This is a genomic window from Flavobacterium nitrogenifigens, from assembly GCF_003254565.1.
Taxonomy (GTDB): domain Bacteria; phylum Bacteroidota; class Bacteroidia; order Flavobacteriales; family Flavobacteriaceae; genus Flavobacterium; species Flavobacterium nitrogenifigens.
Genome location: NZ_QJRI01000177.1, coordinates 60,445 through 75,465, shown reverse-complemented (window position 1 = coordinate 75,465; position 15,021 = coordinate 60,445). Strand labels below are relative to the sequence as shown.

The window sequence follows — 15,021 nt, the reverse complement described above, 5'->3', positions numbered from 1 at the left end:
CAGTAGTATAAAATATGATGATATTAAAACCTAATTTGTTAAAAGCATGCTTAGTTGGAGGAATAGTATTTTTGTTCTCTTTTCTAATTCGGTTTGCTTCTTTAGGAACAGCAGTCTTTAACAAGAATCTTTACATCTATTTCTTGTACTGCATGCTTTACAGTGTGGTTTTATATATCGTAAATGTCGTTCTTTTTGATTTTTTAGATAGAGTTTTCAGAGAAAATCCATATTCGCTAAAGAGAATTTTAATTGGTTTTGCAAGTTCTTTTTTAGTTTCAATGATCGTAATTGTAGTATTACGTTTGTTTACAAGTGTAATAATCGAGAATAAGACAATTATTGGTTTTTTAGCCAATGAAAAGGCTGAAAATTACATAGAATCTGCAGTAATGACTTTTATTGTTCTACTGTTTTTTCACGGACTTAACTTTTATAAACTCTATCAGGAAAACAAAGTAACACAGCAGAAAATTATCGCAGGTACGGCAAATGCCAAATTCGAAAGTTTAAAAAACCAGATTGACCCGCATTTTCTTTTTAATAGCTTAAATGTTCTTAGTTCTTTAATAGAAGAGAATCCAGATAATGCACAGCGTTTTACGACTTCTCTTTCTAAAATTTATAGATATGTTTTAGAACAGAAAGACAAAGAATTGGTTTCAGTTGAAGACGAATTGTCATTCGCAAAAACTTACATGAATTTGCTTAAAATGCGTTTCGAAAATAGTTTGTTTTACGAATTGCTAACTGAAAACATTAACCCAGAAGCCAAAGTGGTGCCGCTTTCTTTACAGCTTTTATTAGAGAATACTGTAAAACACAATGTAGTAAGCGAGCAAAAACCGCTTCATATTAGAATTTTTATTGATAAAGATTATCTGGCCATTCAGAATGATCTTCAGAAAAAAGAAGTTTTGCAGGATAGGCAAGGTGTCGGACTGCAGAATATTGTAAACAGATACGGAATTATAACAGATAGAAAAGTGAAGATTGAAGAAGATGGAAAGAATTTCACCGTTAGAATTCCAATTTTAACAAAACAAATTGCCGTTATGGAAATGAGTGCAGAATATACAGACGAAGCAAAAGCTTATTATAGAGCTAAAAAAAGAGTAGAAGAACTTAAAGGATTTTACGGAAATATCATTTCGTATTGCTGTGTGATTCCGTTTTTGATCTTTATTAATCTAAAATTTTCACCAGGATTTCAATGGTTTTGGTTTTCGGCTTTAGGCTGGGGATTTGGAGTTGCCATGCATGCTTTTAAAGTTTTTGGATACAGCTCAGATTGGGAAGAAAGAAAAATTCGCGAAATTTTAGAGAAAGATAACAACCAAAAAACGTGGAAATAATGGAAAAAGATTTCACAGAAACAGTTCGTTATTTTGATGCTCAGAAAAAAGTAAAAGAAATAAGAGGATTTTACGAGCATTTAACTGTGTATGCTTTATGCAATCCGATTGTGATTGTTGTAAATTATATGACTTCTCCAGAATATCTGTGGTGGATATGGTCAGTAATGGGATGGGGAATCGCGATTGTTTTACACGGATTGAAAGTTTTTAGTCTGCCGCCTTTTTTCAATAAGAAATGGGAAGAGAAAAAAATAAGAGAAATTCTAGAGAAAGAAAATCAGCAACGTTTAGAGAATAGTCATGGAAACAGATTTAAATAACGATCAGGAAGAAGCAATGCTGCAAGAATTAGCCAGCAAAAAAGTAATTCAGCTGAAATATTTTTATAAGCATTTGTTCATTTACACTATTGCATTGATTATTTTTCTTTTAAAGGAATATACCAATTTGCCATTGCAATTCTTCCCTATAAAATATATCAATTGGGTGATTGTAATTATTTGGACGGCTGTAATTGTAGGTTCTGCAATCGATTTGTTTGCCTCTTACAAGATTTTTGGGCAAGAATGGGAAGAACGAAAATTAAGAAGCATTTTAGAAAAGAAATATAAAAAACAAAAATGGGAATAGTTATGGAAAGGAATTTAAGCGACGAGGAAAAATATATTCAAGCTAAAAAGAAGGTAGAAAACATTAAAGGTTTTTATGGAAATCTTCTAGCATACATATTAGTAAATGCAATTTTGGTTTTTATAAATTTATATACATCACCAAACTATTTATGGTTTTTCTGGCCATTGCTGTGGTGGGGAGTTGGTGTTGTTTTTCACGGATTAAAAGTCTTTGAGGTTTTTCCAGGAATGGGTAAGGAATGGGAAGAAAGAAAAATCAAAGAATTTATGGAGAAGGAAAAACAGAATAAAAATAAGTGGAAATAATTAAGATATAGTTATGGGACGTTTTAGAAGAGAAATGTACGAAGATTATGCAAGACATCATTTTGGAGAGTATTCAGATGATCCAAATTACAATGCAGCTTATAGAAGAGTAAAAAGACTTAAAAGGTTTTACTCGCATTTGAAAATTTTCATTATTGTAAATATTATCATCATTGTATCGAGTTTGACTCGAGATAAATCTGCAGGTCTACTGGTAATGGATTTAAGTGGTTTAACAGAATTACATACCTATTCGACTGCATTTTTTTGGGGAATTGGTTTATTAGCTCACGCATTATCTGTTTTTGGCGCTGATTGGATTTTTGGACCAGATTGGGAGAAAAGAAAAATCCAAAAATACATGGAAAAAGATGTCGCAAATAAAAATAAATGGGAGTAACTTTGAATTCATATTTTTTCAAATTTCACATTGTAGTAAATGATCACATTAATTATAGAAGACGAAAAACCAGCTGCAAGACTATTGCAGAGAAAGCTTGAAAAGTTAGATGTAACTGTAGAAACCATGCTTCACTCTGTTGAAGAATCGGTTCATTGGTTTGAAAATAATCCGCATCCCGATTTGATTTTTTTGGATATTCAACTATCGGATGGTTTGTCGTTTGAAATCTTCGAAAAAATAGACATTAAAAGCGCTATCATTTTTACTACGGCGTATGATGAATATGCGCTAAAAGCTTTCAAATTAAACAGCATTGACTATCTTCTAAAACCAATTGACGAAGATGATCTTGAAACAGCTGTTTCAAAATTCAAATCACGTCTTCCAAAAGTTGCAGCAGAATCTTCAAATATGCAATTGGATTTTGAGCAGATTCGTCAAATGCTGTCAAATCCTTTTGAAAAAACGTATAAAAAGAGATTTACAGTTAAAATTGGTCAGCATTTAAAAGTAATTACAACAGAAGAAATTGAATGTTTTTTTAGTGAAAATAAGGGAACTTATATTCATACCTACGACAATCGTGATTATTTGATCGATTCAACTTTAGAAATCTTAGAGCAAGAACTGGATAAAAAGGATTTCTTTCGCGTAAGCAGAAAATTTATTGTTCCATTGAAGGCAATTAAAGAAATTCAGGTTTACACTAATTCAAGATTAAAAGTTATTTTGCCAAGTTATAAAGACGATGAGGTAATTGTAAGCCGAGAGAAAGTTCAGGATTTTAAAGCTTGGTTGGGATAAAGAATAAATAAAATATAGAAATTTAGCAGATTTTAATTCATTTGATTAAAGTCGATATCATAAAAAAAGAGCCTTAAAATTTTTTAAGGCTCTTTTATGTTTTTAATATTTCTTGTTTTATTTGCTCAAACGGTGCAATGTATATGTCATAGCACTTAAAAGGAAAAACGCCATAATTTGGTGAATTAATCCTAAAGCCAAAGGCACACTGTATAATAAAGTGAAAACTCCCAATAAAAACTGAATGAAAACAAAAACAACTAAAGTTTTGATTCCGTTTGATTGAGTGTGAGTAAGCGTGTATTTTTTACTTTTGAAGAAAAGAAAAAGGATAATCGCTACAACTACATAAGCAAAAGTCCTGTGTACAAACTGAACACCGCTTTTTCCTTCAATTAAATTCTTTATTAAAGAAGACTGCTCAATAAAAACAGATTCGTGAATAAATTCTCCGTCGCTCATTAAAGGCCAATGATTATGGATTAATCCAGCATTTAATCCTGCTACAAATCCGCCGTAAATAATTTGGATAAGTAGAGCCGCTAAAGCATAACGCGCAATATTTCTTAGAGGTAAAATCTTGTTGATATTTCTTTCAGGATAAATCAAATCTAATGCTACCCAAAGTGTATATGCAAATGTGATAAAAGCAAAAGTTAAGTGAAGTGAAAGTCTAAAGTGGCTTACATCAGGATTGTCAATTAACCCGCTTCTTACCATAAACCAACCTAAGAATCCTTGGAAAGCTCCCATTGCCAAAAGAACGATGCATTTTTTAATCGTTGGAGTATCCAATCTCTTTTTGGCTAAAAAGTAAACAAACGGAACAAAGAAAACCAAACCAATAATACGCCCAATAAAACGGTGAAACCATTCCCAGAAATAAATGAATTTGTAATCAGCCAATTGAAAATCGTTGTGAATGTTGATTTTTTGGTACTCAGGAAATTTTTTATATTCGTCAAAAGCGGCTTGCCATTTGGCTTCTGTTAATGGCGGAAATGTATCGGTTACCAAGTGCCAGTCGGTCATAGATAAACCTGAATTGGTTAAACGTGTGATTCCTCCCACGACAACCATTAAAAACAATAAAACACAACCCGATAGTAACCAAATGATTACTGATTTATTCTCTTTTTTCATTTTATTAAATAATACTTATTTCTCAACTTTTTTTAAGCCTAATTTCTCTGCTCTTTTAATTACAAAATCATAAGCAGCCTGATATTCATTCGGTATAACGCCTTCCAAAATTGCTTCTTTTACCGCTTCTTTTAAAATTCCAATTTCGCGAGAAGGCTTTAAATCAAATATTTCCATAATTTCTTCGCCAGAAATTGGCGGTTGAAAATTACGAACATGATCACGCTCCTCAACTTCTACAATCTTCTTGCGTACGAGTTCGAAATTTTTATGATATTTCTTGAATTTCGATGGATTTTTGGTTGTGATATCCGCTTCGCACAAAGTCATTAAGTTTTCTACATCTTCACCAGCATCAAAAACCAAACGGCGAACTGCACTGTCAGTCACAATATCCTGAGCCAAAACAATCGGACGGGAACTCATAATAACCATTTTCTGAACGAACTTCATTTTATGGTTTAAAGGCATGTGTAAACGTTCAAAGATTTTCTTTGCCATTTTTCCGCCCAGAAATTCATGTCCGTGAAAAGTCCATCCTTGTTTTTTTGTAAAACGTTTTGTTGGCGCTTTTCCAATATCATGCAATAATGCCGACCATCGAAGCCAAACATCATCTGTATTTGGGCAAATGTTATCGACAACTTCTAGCGTATGATAAAAATTGTTTTTATGTGTATGACCTTCAATTTCTTCTACCTGATTCAACGCTGTTAATTCTGGTAAGATTAAATCTAAAAGCCCAGTTTTGTATAAAAGTAAAAATCCAGTTGAAGGTTTATCGGTCAAGAGAATTTTGTTTAACTCATCAACGATTCTTTCGCCAGAAATTATTTTAATGCGATCAGCATTTTTGGTGATGGCGTTTAGTGAATTTTCTTCAATTTCAAAATTCAATTGATTCGCAAAACGAATCGCACGCAACATACGCAAAGGATCGTCAGAATAAGTAATATCCGGATCCAAAGGTGTTTTGATTGTTTTATTTTCTAAATCGGTTAATCCGTCAAAAGGATCTAAAAGATCTCCGAAATTAGTTGAATTTAAGGATAAAGCCAATGCATTGATGGTAAAATCACGACGATTTTGATCATCTTGTAAAGTTCCGTTTTCTACAATCGGATTTCGGCTGTCACGATTATACGATTCTTTTCGTGCGCCAACAAATTCAATATCAGTATCTTCAAAACGAAGCATGGCAGTTCCGTAAGTTTTAAAAACCTGAACTTTTGGTTTGTTCGGAAGTAAATCTGAAACTTTAAGAGCCAATTCGATGCCGCTTCCAACAGCCACTACATCAATGTCTTTTTTAGAACCTCGGTTTAAAAGCAAATCACGAACAAATCCTCCTATCACATAAGAGTCAACATTTAATTCCTGAGAAGCTTTCGAAATGATATCGAAGATTTTATTTTGTAAAGCAGTTTTATAGTTTGTTTGTATCGCCACGAATTCACTAATTTTTATAAAATAATACGTTTATGTTCAAGTGAGGAAGAATTAAAGTTTGCTAAAATCGCTAATTTATTTTTGGAAACTTTTAGATAATTAAGACATTGTGAAATGTATTTTGGATGTAAATAATCACTTGATTTTATTTCAAGTATAATTTGATCAAACAAAACAAAATCAGCATAAAATTTGTGATCTAATATTATGTCTTTATAATTTACCAAATATTCTTTTTCTCTTTCAAATGGAATATCGGCTTTCTTGAATTCATATTCTAAAGCATCTTTATATACAATTTCAGAAAAGCCTCCACCTAAATTTCTATGAACATCAAATAAAATTCCCATTATCTGATAGCTTTCCTGCTGATACAATATTTTTGACATAATCTAAATTTTTCCGCCACGAATTCACGAATTTTTCTAATTAATTTTTTAAAAAGTTAATTCGTGAATTTGTGGCTATTATTTAGAATACAACTTTCAATTTTTGTATTGAAAATGTTTTTGGAATTTTATGGTTGCAAATTTACAACATAGAAAATGCCTATTACAATCTATTACTCACTTTTTTGAATAAATTCACAATTTTTCAATTGAATTTTATTAAAATAAAAAACAGTGGTGGTGAATGATACGAATTAATCTAAATTTTCCGCCACGAATTCACGAATTAATTTTAATTGATTTAAAAAAACAGGATAGTGAATTTCATAAATTCATTCGAAATTATGCTCAAAGATTTTAAAAAATAATTCGTGAATTTCTGCATGATTTAAATTTTTTCGCCACGAATTCACGAATTAATTTTAATTGATTTAAAAAAAACAGGATAGTGAATTTTGCAAATTCATTCGAAATTATGCTCAAAGATTTTAAAAAATAATTCGTGAATTTCAACATGATTTAAATTTTTCCGCCACGAATTCACGAATTAATTTTAATTGATTTAAAAAAGCAGGATAGTGAATTTCACAAATTCATTCGAGATTAAGCTCAAAGATTTTAAAAAATAATTCGTGAATTTCAACATGATTTAAATTTTTCTGCCACGAATTCACGAATTATTTTTAATTAATTTTAAAAAAATAGGATAGGGAATTTCAGAAATTCATTCGAAATTATGCTCAAAGATTTTAAAAAATAATTCGTGAATTTCTGTATGATTTAAATTTTTCCGCCACGAATTCACGAATTAATTTTAATTGATTTAAAAAAACAGGATAGTGAATTTCACAAATTCATTTGGAATTATGCTCAAAGATTTTAAAAATAATTTGTGAATTTCTGTATGATTTAAATTTTTCTGCCACGAATTCACGAATTAATTTTAATTGATTTAAAAAAATAGGATAGTGAATTTCAGAAATTCATTCGAAATTATGCTCAAAGATTTAAAAAAATAAATTCGTGAATTCGTGGCGAAAAAAAAATATGGTCCCATAAAACAAATCAATTGCGATAATCTGTTTTTAGAAATTCAATTTGTATTTTTGAAACATAGAAAAAAGCACACATGAAAATTGTTATATCTCCAGCGAAATCACTGAATTTCGAAAAAGAATTACCAACATCTCAATATACCGAACCTTCATTCTTAAAAGAAGCAAGAGTGGTTCATAAAGTAGTAAAAACTAAAAAACCAGCTGAATTATCAGAATTAATGTCTATTTCAGACAAACTAGCCGATTTAAACTGGAAACGCAATCAGGATTGGAAAACACCTTTCACACCCGAAAATGCGCGACCAGCGGTTTATACTTTTGATGGCGATGTATATACAGGTTTAGACGCTTATACAATTCCACTAGAAAAATTGGAGGTTTTACAGGATAAATTGAGAATTTTATCTGGACTTTACGGTCTTTTGAAACCGCTTGATTTAATGCAGGCGTATCGTTTAGAAATGGGAACTAAAATGCCAGTTGGTGAATATAAAAACCTACACGAATTCTGGAAACCTGTTGTAACGAAAGCTTTAAACAAAGAATTGAAAAAAGATGAATTATTCGTGAATTTAGCTAGTAACGAATATTTTTCTGCTGTTGATGTAAAAGCTTTAAAAGTTCCTGTAATCACTCCAGATTTTAAAGATTACAAAGACGGGAAACTAAAGATAATCAGTTTCTTTGCGAAAAAGGCGAGAGGAATGATGGTTCGTTATATTATTGATACCAACGCTGAAACTGTAGATGACTTAAAAGGTTTTAATTACGAAGGGTATCAGTTTGATGCGAATCTTTCTAAAGGGAATCATTTGGTTTTTACAAGGTAATTTTTCTTAAGCTTCTAAGGTTCTAAGTTGCTGAGATTCTAAGTTTTTTTAACCGCAAAGAGCGCAATCCCGATATCTATCGGGATACGCCAAGTTCGCAAAGTTTTTTTACAAAGCTTTGCGAACTTGGCGGTTTTTAACGCTTCTTAAAAATAAAATTCTTTGCGAACTTTGCGGTTAAATAAAATGTTTAAAAAAAAATAAACGCCGAATTCTAAATGATGAATTCGGCGTTTCTGCGTATTATAAATCTATTATTATTAATGCATTGCGTCGGCTGCACTAATTTTGTTCTTCCCTTTTTTGATAAAGAGAATAATCGGTATGCAACATAAAAACATAATTCCTAGATAAAGGAAGATATCCATATAAGCCATTACAGTGCTTTGCTTCATTACAGAATATTCTATAGCTTGATAAGCTTTTTTCAGCGCCACATCTGCGCTATATCCTTTTGCCATAAAGGCGTGTTGCATTCCTGCAATTCGCTGCTGCACATCAAATTTGGCAGGATCTAGGTTGTTAATTAAATCTACTCTGTGTGACTGGCTGAAACGTGTGATAAAAGTAGTGATAATTGCAATACCAAAAGACCCGCCTAACTGACGCATCATTCCGGTAAAAGCTGCTCCCTCACCAATTTGTTTTCCTTTTAAAGTCGAAAGCGAAAGTGTTGTAATAGGAACGAAAAGTAATCCTAAACCAATTCCTCTCAAAATTAAAGGCCAATACATATGTTCAACCCCCGTGTCAGGTGTCATGCGGCTGTACATCATAAAGGTAAAGAAGAAGAAAATTAAAAATCCTACTCCAACCATATAGCCTTGAGGCACACCTTTCTGAATCATATTCCCCACAAATGGCATCATAATAGCCGTTGTAATAGATCCTGGAATCAACAATAAACCTGCATCAGTTGCTGTCCATCCTAAAATCGACTGTGTATAAATTGGGATAATCAATGTTGAACCATACAAACCGAAACCAAGAATAAAACACATAATGGTTCCAATTCTAAGATTTCCATCTTTTAAAACGCTTAGGTTTACAATTGGATATTCGTAAGTGAGCTCTCTCCAAATAAAGAGAACCAAACCAAGAACAGTAACAACACTTAATGCCACAATTGTAGAATCATTAAACCAGTCATCTTGTTGTCCGTGTTCTAGTACGAATTGCAAAGAACCAATAAAGGCAGTTAGCAATATAATTCCCCACCAGTCCACCTGATTCGCTTTTAGTTTTTCTCCATATTTCGGACTTCTAACAAAAGTTAAAGCCAAAATAGTAGCAATAATCCCCAACGGAATATTGATGTAGAAGATATATGGCCAAGAATAATTATCTACCAAATATCCTCCCAATGGCGGACCTAATGTTGGTCCTACAATTACACCCATTCCGTAAATAGCTTGCGCCATTCCACGTTTTGCTACCGGGTAACTTTCTGTAATAATCGTTTGGGCTGTTACTAGTAATGCTCCACCACCCATACCTTGTACGAAACGGAAGGCTACAAGTTCCCAAATATTGGTGGCATTACCACACAAAAAGGAACAGACCGTAAATATTATAATGGAAGCCACAAAATAATTACGTCTTCCAAATTGCTGTGATAGCCAGCTCGTCATCGGAATTACAATAACATTCGCAATTGCGTATGCTGTAATTACCCATGCCACATCAGTCAAGGTAGCACCAAGACTTCCGCGCATGTCAGTCAGCGCTACGTTTACAATCGTCGTATCTACAATTTCCAGCAGTGCACAAAGTACTGCTGTAATCGTAATGATAACGCGTCTGAAACCGTATTCTACTAAATCGTCGTCTTGTACTGCTGTTGCCATTTATTTTATTTCAAATGTACATCTACGTCAACGTTCATACCTGGTCTTAAAAGTTTTACTTTTTCAGGATCGTTTGATTCGTCTATGGTAATTTTTACTGGTAATCTCTGAATTGTTTTTACGAAGTTTCCTGTTGCGTTATCAGGAGGCAATAATGAAAAACGAGATCCTGTTGCAGGAGAGAAAGAAGATACAGTTCCTTTAAACTCATAGTTTGGATAAGCATCAACTTTTAAACTTACTTTTTGACCCACAACCATTTTGTTCAATTGTGTTTCTTTGAAGTTAGCCACAACCCAAGCTTCATTATTATTGATGATGTAGAATAAAGATTGTCCTGGCTGAACCAATTGTCCAGGCTGAATATCAACTTTAGATACCTGACCGTCAATTGCAGCTGTAACTACAGTGTAAGATAGGTTTAAGTGTGCCACATCCAACATTGTTTTTGCTTTTTTGATGTTTGCTGCAGCAACTTCTGTCTGTTTATCAGAAACTTTAGATTTTGATTGAATAACCGATTTTTGGTATGAAGTAGCTTTTTGCTGTTGTTCTAAAACGCGTACTTGGTTTTCAGCTTCTTCTTTTGCAGTTAAAGCTTGTTCGTATTGCTGTTTTGTAATCGTGTGCGTTTTGTACAAGTTATTGTAACGGTTATAATCATTTGTAAGTTGTCTCAATCTAATTCTAGCACTTTCGATAGAACCGCTTGCAGATCTCATTTGAGCATCAGAAACAGAGATGCTTGCGTAAGCACTTCCAATATCTGCTTTTGCAGCTTCAAATTGCCCTTCAGCTCCCAATAATGCAGCGTTAGCTTCATCAATTTTTAATTGATAATCTCTCTTGTCAATTGTAAATAAAGTATCTCCTTTTTTTACATAATCATTATCTTTCACATAAACTTTGCTGATATATCCTGAAACTCTCGGGATAATCGGATTCATTCTTTTTTCGATCTGAGCATCATCAGTTTCTTCGTGAGCTTGGCCGTGTAGGTATTTAGATATTCCGTAAGTTCCGCCTCCTAAAATCAGAACTGCAAGTATGATGATGAATTTTTTATTTGTTTTTTTCTTTTCCATGAGAGCTATCGATTATATTTTAGAAAGATTGAATGATTGTGATAATTGTCCTGATACTGAAAGTAATTCGTAATATTTTTGAATAATGGTTGCTTTAGATAAAGCAGTTTGAATTTTGGCATTTAAATGCTCTACATCTGCTTCTACCAAATCATTAGTGTCAGATAAACCATTGTCAAATTTATCTTTTACTAATCTGTAGTTTTCTGCAGCTTGCTGTAATGCTTCTTCATAAACCACACTTTGATTAATTGCTAGGTCATAATCTTCAATAGATTTCTGAACCTCTACTTTAATGCGGTCTGTCATAATTGCTTCGGTATTTTTTACTTCCAATGCTTTGCTTTCTGCTTCTTTTACATGAACATTGTTTTTTAGAATTCCTGATAAATCATAAGATAATCCGATTCCAAAGTTCATTGCGTATTTTACAGTTACAATGTCTTTTAGATCAAATGCTGTATAGCCGCCTAAAAGTGAAATTGAAGGGTAATACCCAGCTTTTGCAATTTTTACATTAGCTTCAGAAGCTTTGCTTTGCAATCTTATTGCTTCTAAATCTTTTCTGCTTTCAAGTGCAACAGCATCAGATGTTATAGAATTGCTTGTCTTAAGATTAAAGAAATCTTCTTCATTTACCTGAATTTTTACATTTGGATCTAATTTCAGTAAAGTAGTCAGATAAAAGTTGATGTTATTGATGTTATTAGTAGCTTCATCAATAGATAATTGCGTTTTAGAAACTAATAATTGCGCTTTCAATAAATCATTTCTCGGGATAATTCCGTTTTTCTCCAACTCTGTAAAATCAGTAACACGTTGTTTTGCGCTTTTTTGATTTTCGTTTAAGACATCTAAAGTTTTTTGAGCCTTGTACAATGCTGTATAATAAGTGATTGCTTTTAAAGCAACATCTTCTTTAGTTTTTGCAGCATTAGCAGTTTCTGCTTCGTACATTCCTTCATAGGCATCTATGCTGTTTTGAATTTTAAATCCAGCAAAAATAGGAAGACTTAAGTTCGCCATTCCAAGCATTGCTCTGTCTGGAGAAGCTAATGAAGCACTTTCACCTTGATTAGGCATATCAATCGATGCTTTTGTAAGACGCTGATATTGACCAGAAACTTTAAGATCTGGGTATTGATTGTTTTTTACGGTTTTTAATTCGTATTTTTTTGTGTTTACCTTAGTATTGGCAAGCGTAACTTCGTTACTCTTTTCCCAAGCCATTTGTACGGCCTCACCCAAGGTTAAACTTGTTTTCTCTTGTGCTTCCATTGAAGATATTCCGATGAAGAAAACTCCAAAGAGCATTAATTGACTAATTTTCATAAACAAGTAGCGCTTTTATAGTTTGTTGAATGTGCTTTGTAAGATCGTTTTTAATGTAATTGTTAAACATTTCTTCTGTTTTTAAATCAAATATTTCTTCGAAGAAAGAGCGATTCATGTGAAAGTGAAAAAAGGTTCCGATAATCGTAGGCGTAATGAGTTGGATATTAACATCTTTTCTAAAAACTCCTTGGGCTTGACCTTGTTTGATAATGCTTTCCACCGATTTTAAATTTCCTTTTTTAAGTTCAGTAAAAGCTTGAAGGCTTTTTTCTCTCTTTTTGTTATAAAGTTCAAAATGTAAAACCCTGTAAATCCCTTTGTTAAGGCAAATTCTGTTGATGTAAATTTCGATTAATTTATTGACTTTTTCAAGAGGTTCTATGTCTTCTTGCAATAAATTTTCGAGTTGTAGTTTTAAATCAACGGTTTTGTGAAAAATAAGAGCTTCAAGTAGCCTTTCTTTTGAACCAAAATAATAAGAGACCATAGCAATGTTAATTTTGGCCTCTTTGGAGATATCCCGTATCGATGTACCCTCAAATCCTTTCTCAGAAAAAAGTCTTTCCGCAACATTAAGAATCTGAATTTTTTTATCGTTCAATTCGATGTGTGACATAGTATTGTTTCTAATCGGATGCAAAATTAAACACTTGTTTAATTTAAACACTTGTTTAAATTTATTTTAACATAATATTAACATAAAGCGTTTTCGATAATTTATGTTAATTTGTTGTTTAATTAGTTAAAATAAAAAAGCTGAAACACCTTAGTATTTCAGCTTTTGTTAATCTTTTTTGTTATTCCAACGAATAAGGAATCTTCATTAATAACTCCACAATAAAAAGGTCTTAATCTTTGTCAATTTTTTAATATTACTTTTAATTGTCATTAGAAACCCATTTTTCATTTCTGTAATTATAAATTTTTAATGGACTTGAAAGACAGCTAAAAAAAGCAACCTTAGCATCTACTAATGCAATTCTACCTTCTTCATATAAAATTGGCTTTGTAAAGCTTAAAACTCCATTAGGACATTTTTTTATTAGTTCACGACCATGATCTTTAATTATATTTGAAATAGTTATAGAATCTCGCTTAATAATCGTTATGCTTTTGCGTTTTAAAAAAACAGTATCTAGAATAAAACTTTTAGAAATGTTTTCCAAACTATCCAATTGTTCTTTGCTCTTTAAGTGTAGTTTTTTTACTATTTCTTTCCTAATATCGAATCTAGGATTTTCTACCATGCTTGTTTTAATCATTGGCATATCTGATATTTCCATAACACAATTGCAAGAGTCATTAATAAGGAGTTGCTGAATTAATTCGTTTGCCTTTTGATTATAAGTTAATTTCGAGTAGTCAGATTTTTTTTGACAACTTGAGATAATAAAAGGTAAAGCTAAAATTAACTGAATTTTTTTCATGTGTTATTCTGAAATAATAGTTATTGTTTAAATATATGCATTAATATCATCGCATAAAAAAACGACACTTAAAAAAATAAATGCCGTGTTGTATTTTGTAAATTTATGATCTATCGAATCTCCCCAACAAATTCCTCAATTTTCCCACTTCCGCTTTCACTCAAATGTTTGATAAAAGCACTTCCAATAATAGCACCTTTAGCATATTTAGTTGCTTGATTAAAAGTTTCTTTATTTGAAATTCCGAAACCAACAATTTGAGGATTTTTCAAATTCAGATTAGAGATTCTTTCAAAATAGTTTTCTTGAACATCCCCAAAACCAGATTGAGATCCTGTAACACTTGCAGAACTTACCATATAAATAAATCCATTTGAAACGCTGTCAATAAAACGAATACGTTCGTCTGAAGTTTGTGGCGTAATTAAGAAAACATTGATCAAACCATATTTTTCAAAAATCGCTTTGTATTCATCTGCATAAACATCAACCGGAAGGTCAGGAATAATTAAACCATCAATTCCAATTTCAGCACATTTCTGGCAAAAAGCTTCAACTCCGTATTGCAGCATCGGATTAAAATATCCCATGATAATCAACGGAATTTTTACGCTTTCGCGGATGTTTTTCAGCTGATCAAAAAGAATTTGAGTTGTCATTCCGTTATGAAGCGCTTGTGTAGAACTCGCTTGAATGGTTGGTCCATCTGCCAAAGGATCGCTAAAAGGCAGTCCGATTTCAATTAAATCAACTCCGTTTTTTTCTAAATCCTGAATAATCTGCACAGTATCATTTAAGTTCGGATATCCCGCAGAAAAATAGATCGAAAGGATCTTTTTATCTTCTTGTAATTTTTGAGTTATTCTGTTCATTTTTAGTGTGTTTTTCTCCTGTAAGGTTTTTAAAACCTTGTAAGTTTCTTATTTTATGTGATTTAATTATACCTACAAGGTTT

16 protein-coding genes are annotated in these 15,021 nt (G+C 32.1%); 7 read left to right on the top strand and 9 right to left on the bottom strand.

All coding sequences use genetic code 11. The features are described 5' to 3' along the window. Nucleotides 1-17: 17 nt before the first annotated feature. The 6 genes from DM397_RS14845 to DM397_RS14820 are packed head-to-tail and all read left to right on the top strand — an operon-like array spanning nucleotide 18 to nucleotide 3,503. Nucleotides 18-1,355, top strand: a complete 1,338-nt coding sequence (locus DM397_RS14845; RefSeq protein WP_111378288.1) for a 2TM domain-containing protein — start codon at nucleotides 18-20, stop codon at nucleotides 1,353-1,355. Beyond that, nucleotides 1,355-1,678, top strand: a complete 324-nt coding sequence (locus tag DM397_RS14840) for a 2TM domain-containing protein (protein ID WP_111378287.1) — start codon at nucleotides 1,355-1,357, stop codon at nucleotides 1,676-1,678. Before DM397_RS14845 ends, DM397_RS14840 begins: the two co-directional genes overlap by 1 nt. Further along, entirely contained in the window at nucleotides 1,659-1,988 is a 330-nt protein-coding gene (locus tag DM397_RS14835) for a 2TM domain-containing protein (protein WP_111378286.1), read from the top strand. The genes DM397_RS14840 and DM397_RS14835 overlap by 20 nt, the downstream gene beginning before the upstream one ends. Continuing rightward, a complete protein-coding gene (locus DM397_RS14830; RefSeq protein WP_111378285.1) occupies nucleotides 1,979-2,296 on the top strand; it encodes a 2TM domain-containing protein in 318 nt (105 codons plus the stop codon). Before DM397_RS14835 ends, DM397_RS14830 begins: the two co-directional genes overlap by 10 nt. 13 nt (nucleotides 2,297-2,309) lie before the next feature. Beyond that, on the top strand, nucleotides 2,310-2,696 hold the full coding sequence (locus DM397_RS14825) for a 2TM domain-containing protein (protein WP_111378284.1): 387 nt from the start codon (nucleotides 2,310-2,312) through the stop codon (nucleotides 2,694-2,696). 39 nt (nucleotides 2,697-2,735) lie between these two features. Then, nucleotides 2,736-3,503, top strand: coding sequence for a LytR/AlgR family response regulator transcription factor (locus DM397_RS14820; protein ID WP_111378283.1), 768 nt, complete (start codon nucleotides 2,736-2,738; stop codon nucleotides 3,501-3,503). Nucleotides 3,504-3,620: 117 nt separating this feature from the next. Here the strand turns inward: DM397_RS14820 and DM397_RS14815 are convergent, their stop codons facing one another. The 3 genes from DM397_RS14815 to DM397_RS14805 are packed head-to-tail and all read right to left on the bottom strand — an operon-like array spanning nucleotide 3,621 to nucleotide 6,484. After that, nucleotides 3,621-4,646 carry a COX15/CtaA family protein gene (locus tag DM397_RS14815; protein ID WP_111378282.1) on the bottom strand — a complete coding sequence of 342 codons (1,026 nt, stop codon included), beginning with the start codon at nucleotides 4,644-4,646 and terminating at the stop codon, nucleotides 3,621-3,623. 15 nt (nucleotides 4,647-4,661) lie between these two features. Beyond that, nucleotides 4,662-6,095, bottom strand: coding sequence for a CCA tRNA nucleotidyltransferase (locus DM397_RS14810; protein ID WP_162615491.1), 1,434 nt, complete (start codon nucleotides 6,093-6,095; stop codon nucleotides 4,662-4,664). A gap of 14 nt (nucleotides 6,096-6,109) precedes the next feature. Continuing rightward, nucleotides 6,110-6,484, bottom strand: a complete 375-nt coding sequence (locus DM397_RS14805) for a GxxExxY protein (RefSeq protein ID WP_111378281.1) — start codon at nucleotides 6,482-6,484, stop codon at nucleotides 6,110-6,112. 1,129 nt (nucleotides 6,485-7,613) lie between these two features. Between DM397_RS14805 and yaaA the strand changes: the two genes are divergently transcribed. After that, a complete protein-coding gene (gene yaaA / locus DM397_RS14800; protein WP_111378280.1) occupies nucleotides 7,614-8,372 on the top strand; it encodes a peroxide stress protein YaaA in 759 nt (252 codons plus the stop codon). 260 nt (nucleotides 8,373-8,632) lie between these two features. Here the strand turns inward: yaaA and DM397_RS14795 are convergent, their stop codons facing one another. The 6 genes from DM397_RS14795 to trpA all read right to left on the bottom strand — a co-directional run bounded on the left by DM397_RS14795 (nucleotide 8,633) and on the right by trpA (nucleotide 14,938). Beyond that, complete coding sequence (locus tag DM397_RS14795; RefSeq protein ID WP_111378279.1) at nucleotides 8,633-10,219, bottom strand: MDR family MFS transporter; 1,587 nt, start codon at nucleotides 10,217-10,219, stop codon at nucleotides 8,633-8,635. A 5-nt stretch (nucleotides 10,220-10,224) separates the two neighbouring features. Then, nucleotides 10,225-11,304: an HlyD family secretion protein gene (locus DM397_RS14790; RefSeq protein WP_111378278.1), complete on the bottom strand. Its 1,080-nt coding sequence runs from the start codon at nucleotides 11,302-11,304 to the stop codon at nucleotides 10,225-10,227. A gap of 12 nt (nucleotides 11,305-11,316) precedes the next feature. Continuing rightward, the gene (locus tag DM397_RS14785) at nucleotides 11,317-12,636 is read right to left on the bottom strand and encodes a TolC family protein (protein ID WP_111378277.1); all 1,320 of its coding nucleotides are present in this window, start codon (nucleotides 12,634-12,636) and stop codon (nucleotides 11,317-11,319) included. Further along, nucleotides 12,626-13,255 carry a TetR/AcrR family transcriptional regulator gene (locus DM397_RS14780; protein ID WP_066033843.1) on the bottom strand — a complete coding sequence of 210 codons (630 nt, stop codon included), beginning with the start codon at nucleotides 13,253-13,255 and terminating at the stop codon, nucleotides 12,626-12,628. The genes DM397_RS14785 and DM397_RS14780 overlap by 11 nt, the downstream gene beginning before the upstream one ends. 262 nt (nucleotides 13,256-13,517) lie before the next feature. After that, nucleotides 13,518-14,066 (bottom strand): hypothetical protein, encoded by a 549-nt coding sequence (locus DM397_RS14775; RefSeq protein WP_111378276.1) that lies wholly within the window; start codon nucleotides 14,064-14,066, stop codon nucleotides 13,518-13,520. Between the two features lie 110 nt (nucleotides 14,067-14,176). Continuing rightward, nucleotides 14,177-14,938 (bottom strand): tryptophan synthase subunit alpha, encoded by a 762-nt coding sequence (gene trpA / locus DM397_RS14770; protein ID WP_111378275.1) that lies wholly within the window; start codon nucleotides 14,936-14,938, stop codon nucleotides 14,177-14,179. Between the last annotated feature and the right edge of the window lie 83 nt (nucleotides 14,939-15,021).

Excerpts from the sequence above, each read along its gene's own strand:
- DM397_RS14805 (WP_111378281.1), bottom strand. The coding sequence starts at position 6,484 with ATGTCAAAAATATTGTATCAGCAGGAAAGCTATCAGATAATGGGAATT.
- DM397_RS14840 (WP_111378287.1), top strand. The coding sequence starts at position 1,355 with ATGGAAAAAGATTTCACAGAAACAGTTCGTTATTTTGATGCTCAGAAA.
- DM397_RS14825 (WP_111378284.1), top strand. The coding sequence starts at position 2,310 with ATGGGACGTTTTAGAAGAGAAATGTACGAAGATTATGCAAGACATCAT.
- DM397_RS14845 (WP_111378288.1), top strand. The coding sequence starts at position 18 with ATGATATTAAAACCTAATTTGTTAAAAGCATGCTTAGTTGGAGGAATA.
- DM397_RS14830 (WP_111378285.1), top strand. The coding sequence starts at position 1,979 with ATGGGAATAGTTATGGAAAGGAATTTAAGCGACGAGGAAAAATATATT.
- DM397_RS14780 (WP_066033843.1), bottom strand. The coding sequence starts at position 13,255 with ATGTCACACATCGAATTGAACGATAAAAAAATTCAGATTCTTAATGTT.
- DM397_RS14790 (WP_111378278.1), bottom strand. The coding sequence starts at position 11,304 with ATGGAAAAGAAAAAAACAAATAAAAAATTCATCATCATACTTGCAGTT.
- yaaA (WP_111378280.1), top strand. The coding sequence starts at position 7,614 with ATGAAAATTGTTATATCTCCAGCGAAATCACTGAATTTCGAAAAAGAA.
- trpA (WP_111378275.1), bottom strand. The coding sequence starts at position 14,938 with ATGAACAGAATAACTCAAAAATTACAAGAAGATAAAAAGATCCTTTCG.
- DM397_RS14835 (WP_111378286.1), top strand. The coding sequence starts at position 1,659 with ATGGAAACAGATTTAAATAACGATCAGGAAGAAGCAATGCTGCAAGAA.
- DM397_RS14785 (WP_111378277.1), bottom strand. The coding sequence starts at position 12,636 with ATGAAAATTAGTCAATTAATGCTCTTTGGAGTTTTCTTCATCGGAATA.
- DM397_RS14820 (WP_111378283.1), top strand. The coding sequence starts at position 2,736 with ATGATCACATTAATTATAGAAGACGAAAAACCAGCTGCAAGACTATTG.
- DM397_RS14775 (WP_111378276.1), bottom strand. The coding sequence starts at position 14,066 with ATGAAAAAAATTCAGTTAATTTTAGCTTTACCTTTTATTATCTCAAGT.
- DM397_RS14795 (WP_111378279.1), bottom strand. The coding sequence starts at position 10,219 with ATGGCAACAGCAGTACAAGACGACGATTTAGTAGAATACGGTTTCAGA.
- DM397_RS14815 (WP_111378282.1), bottom strand. The coding sequence starts at position 4,646 with ATGAAAAAAGAGAATAAATCAGTAATCATTTGGTTACTATCGGGTTGT.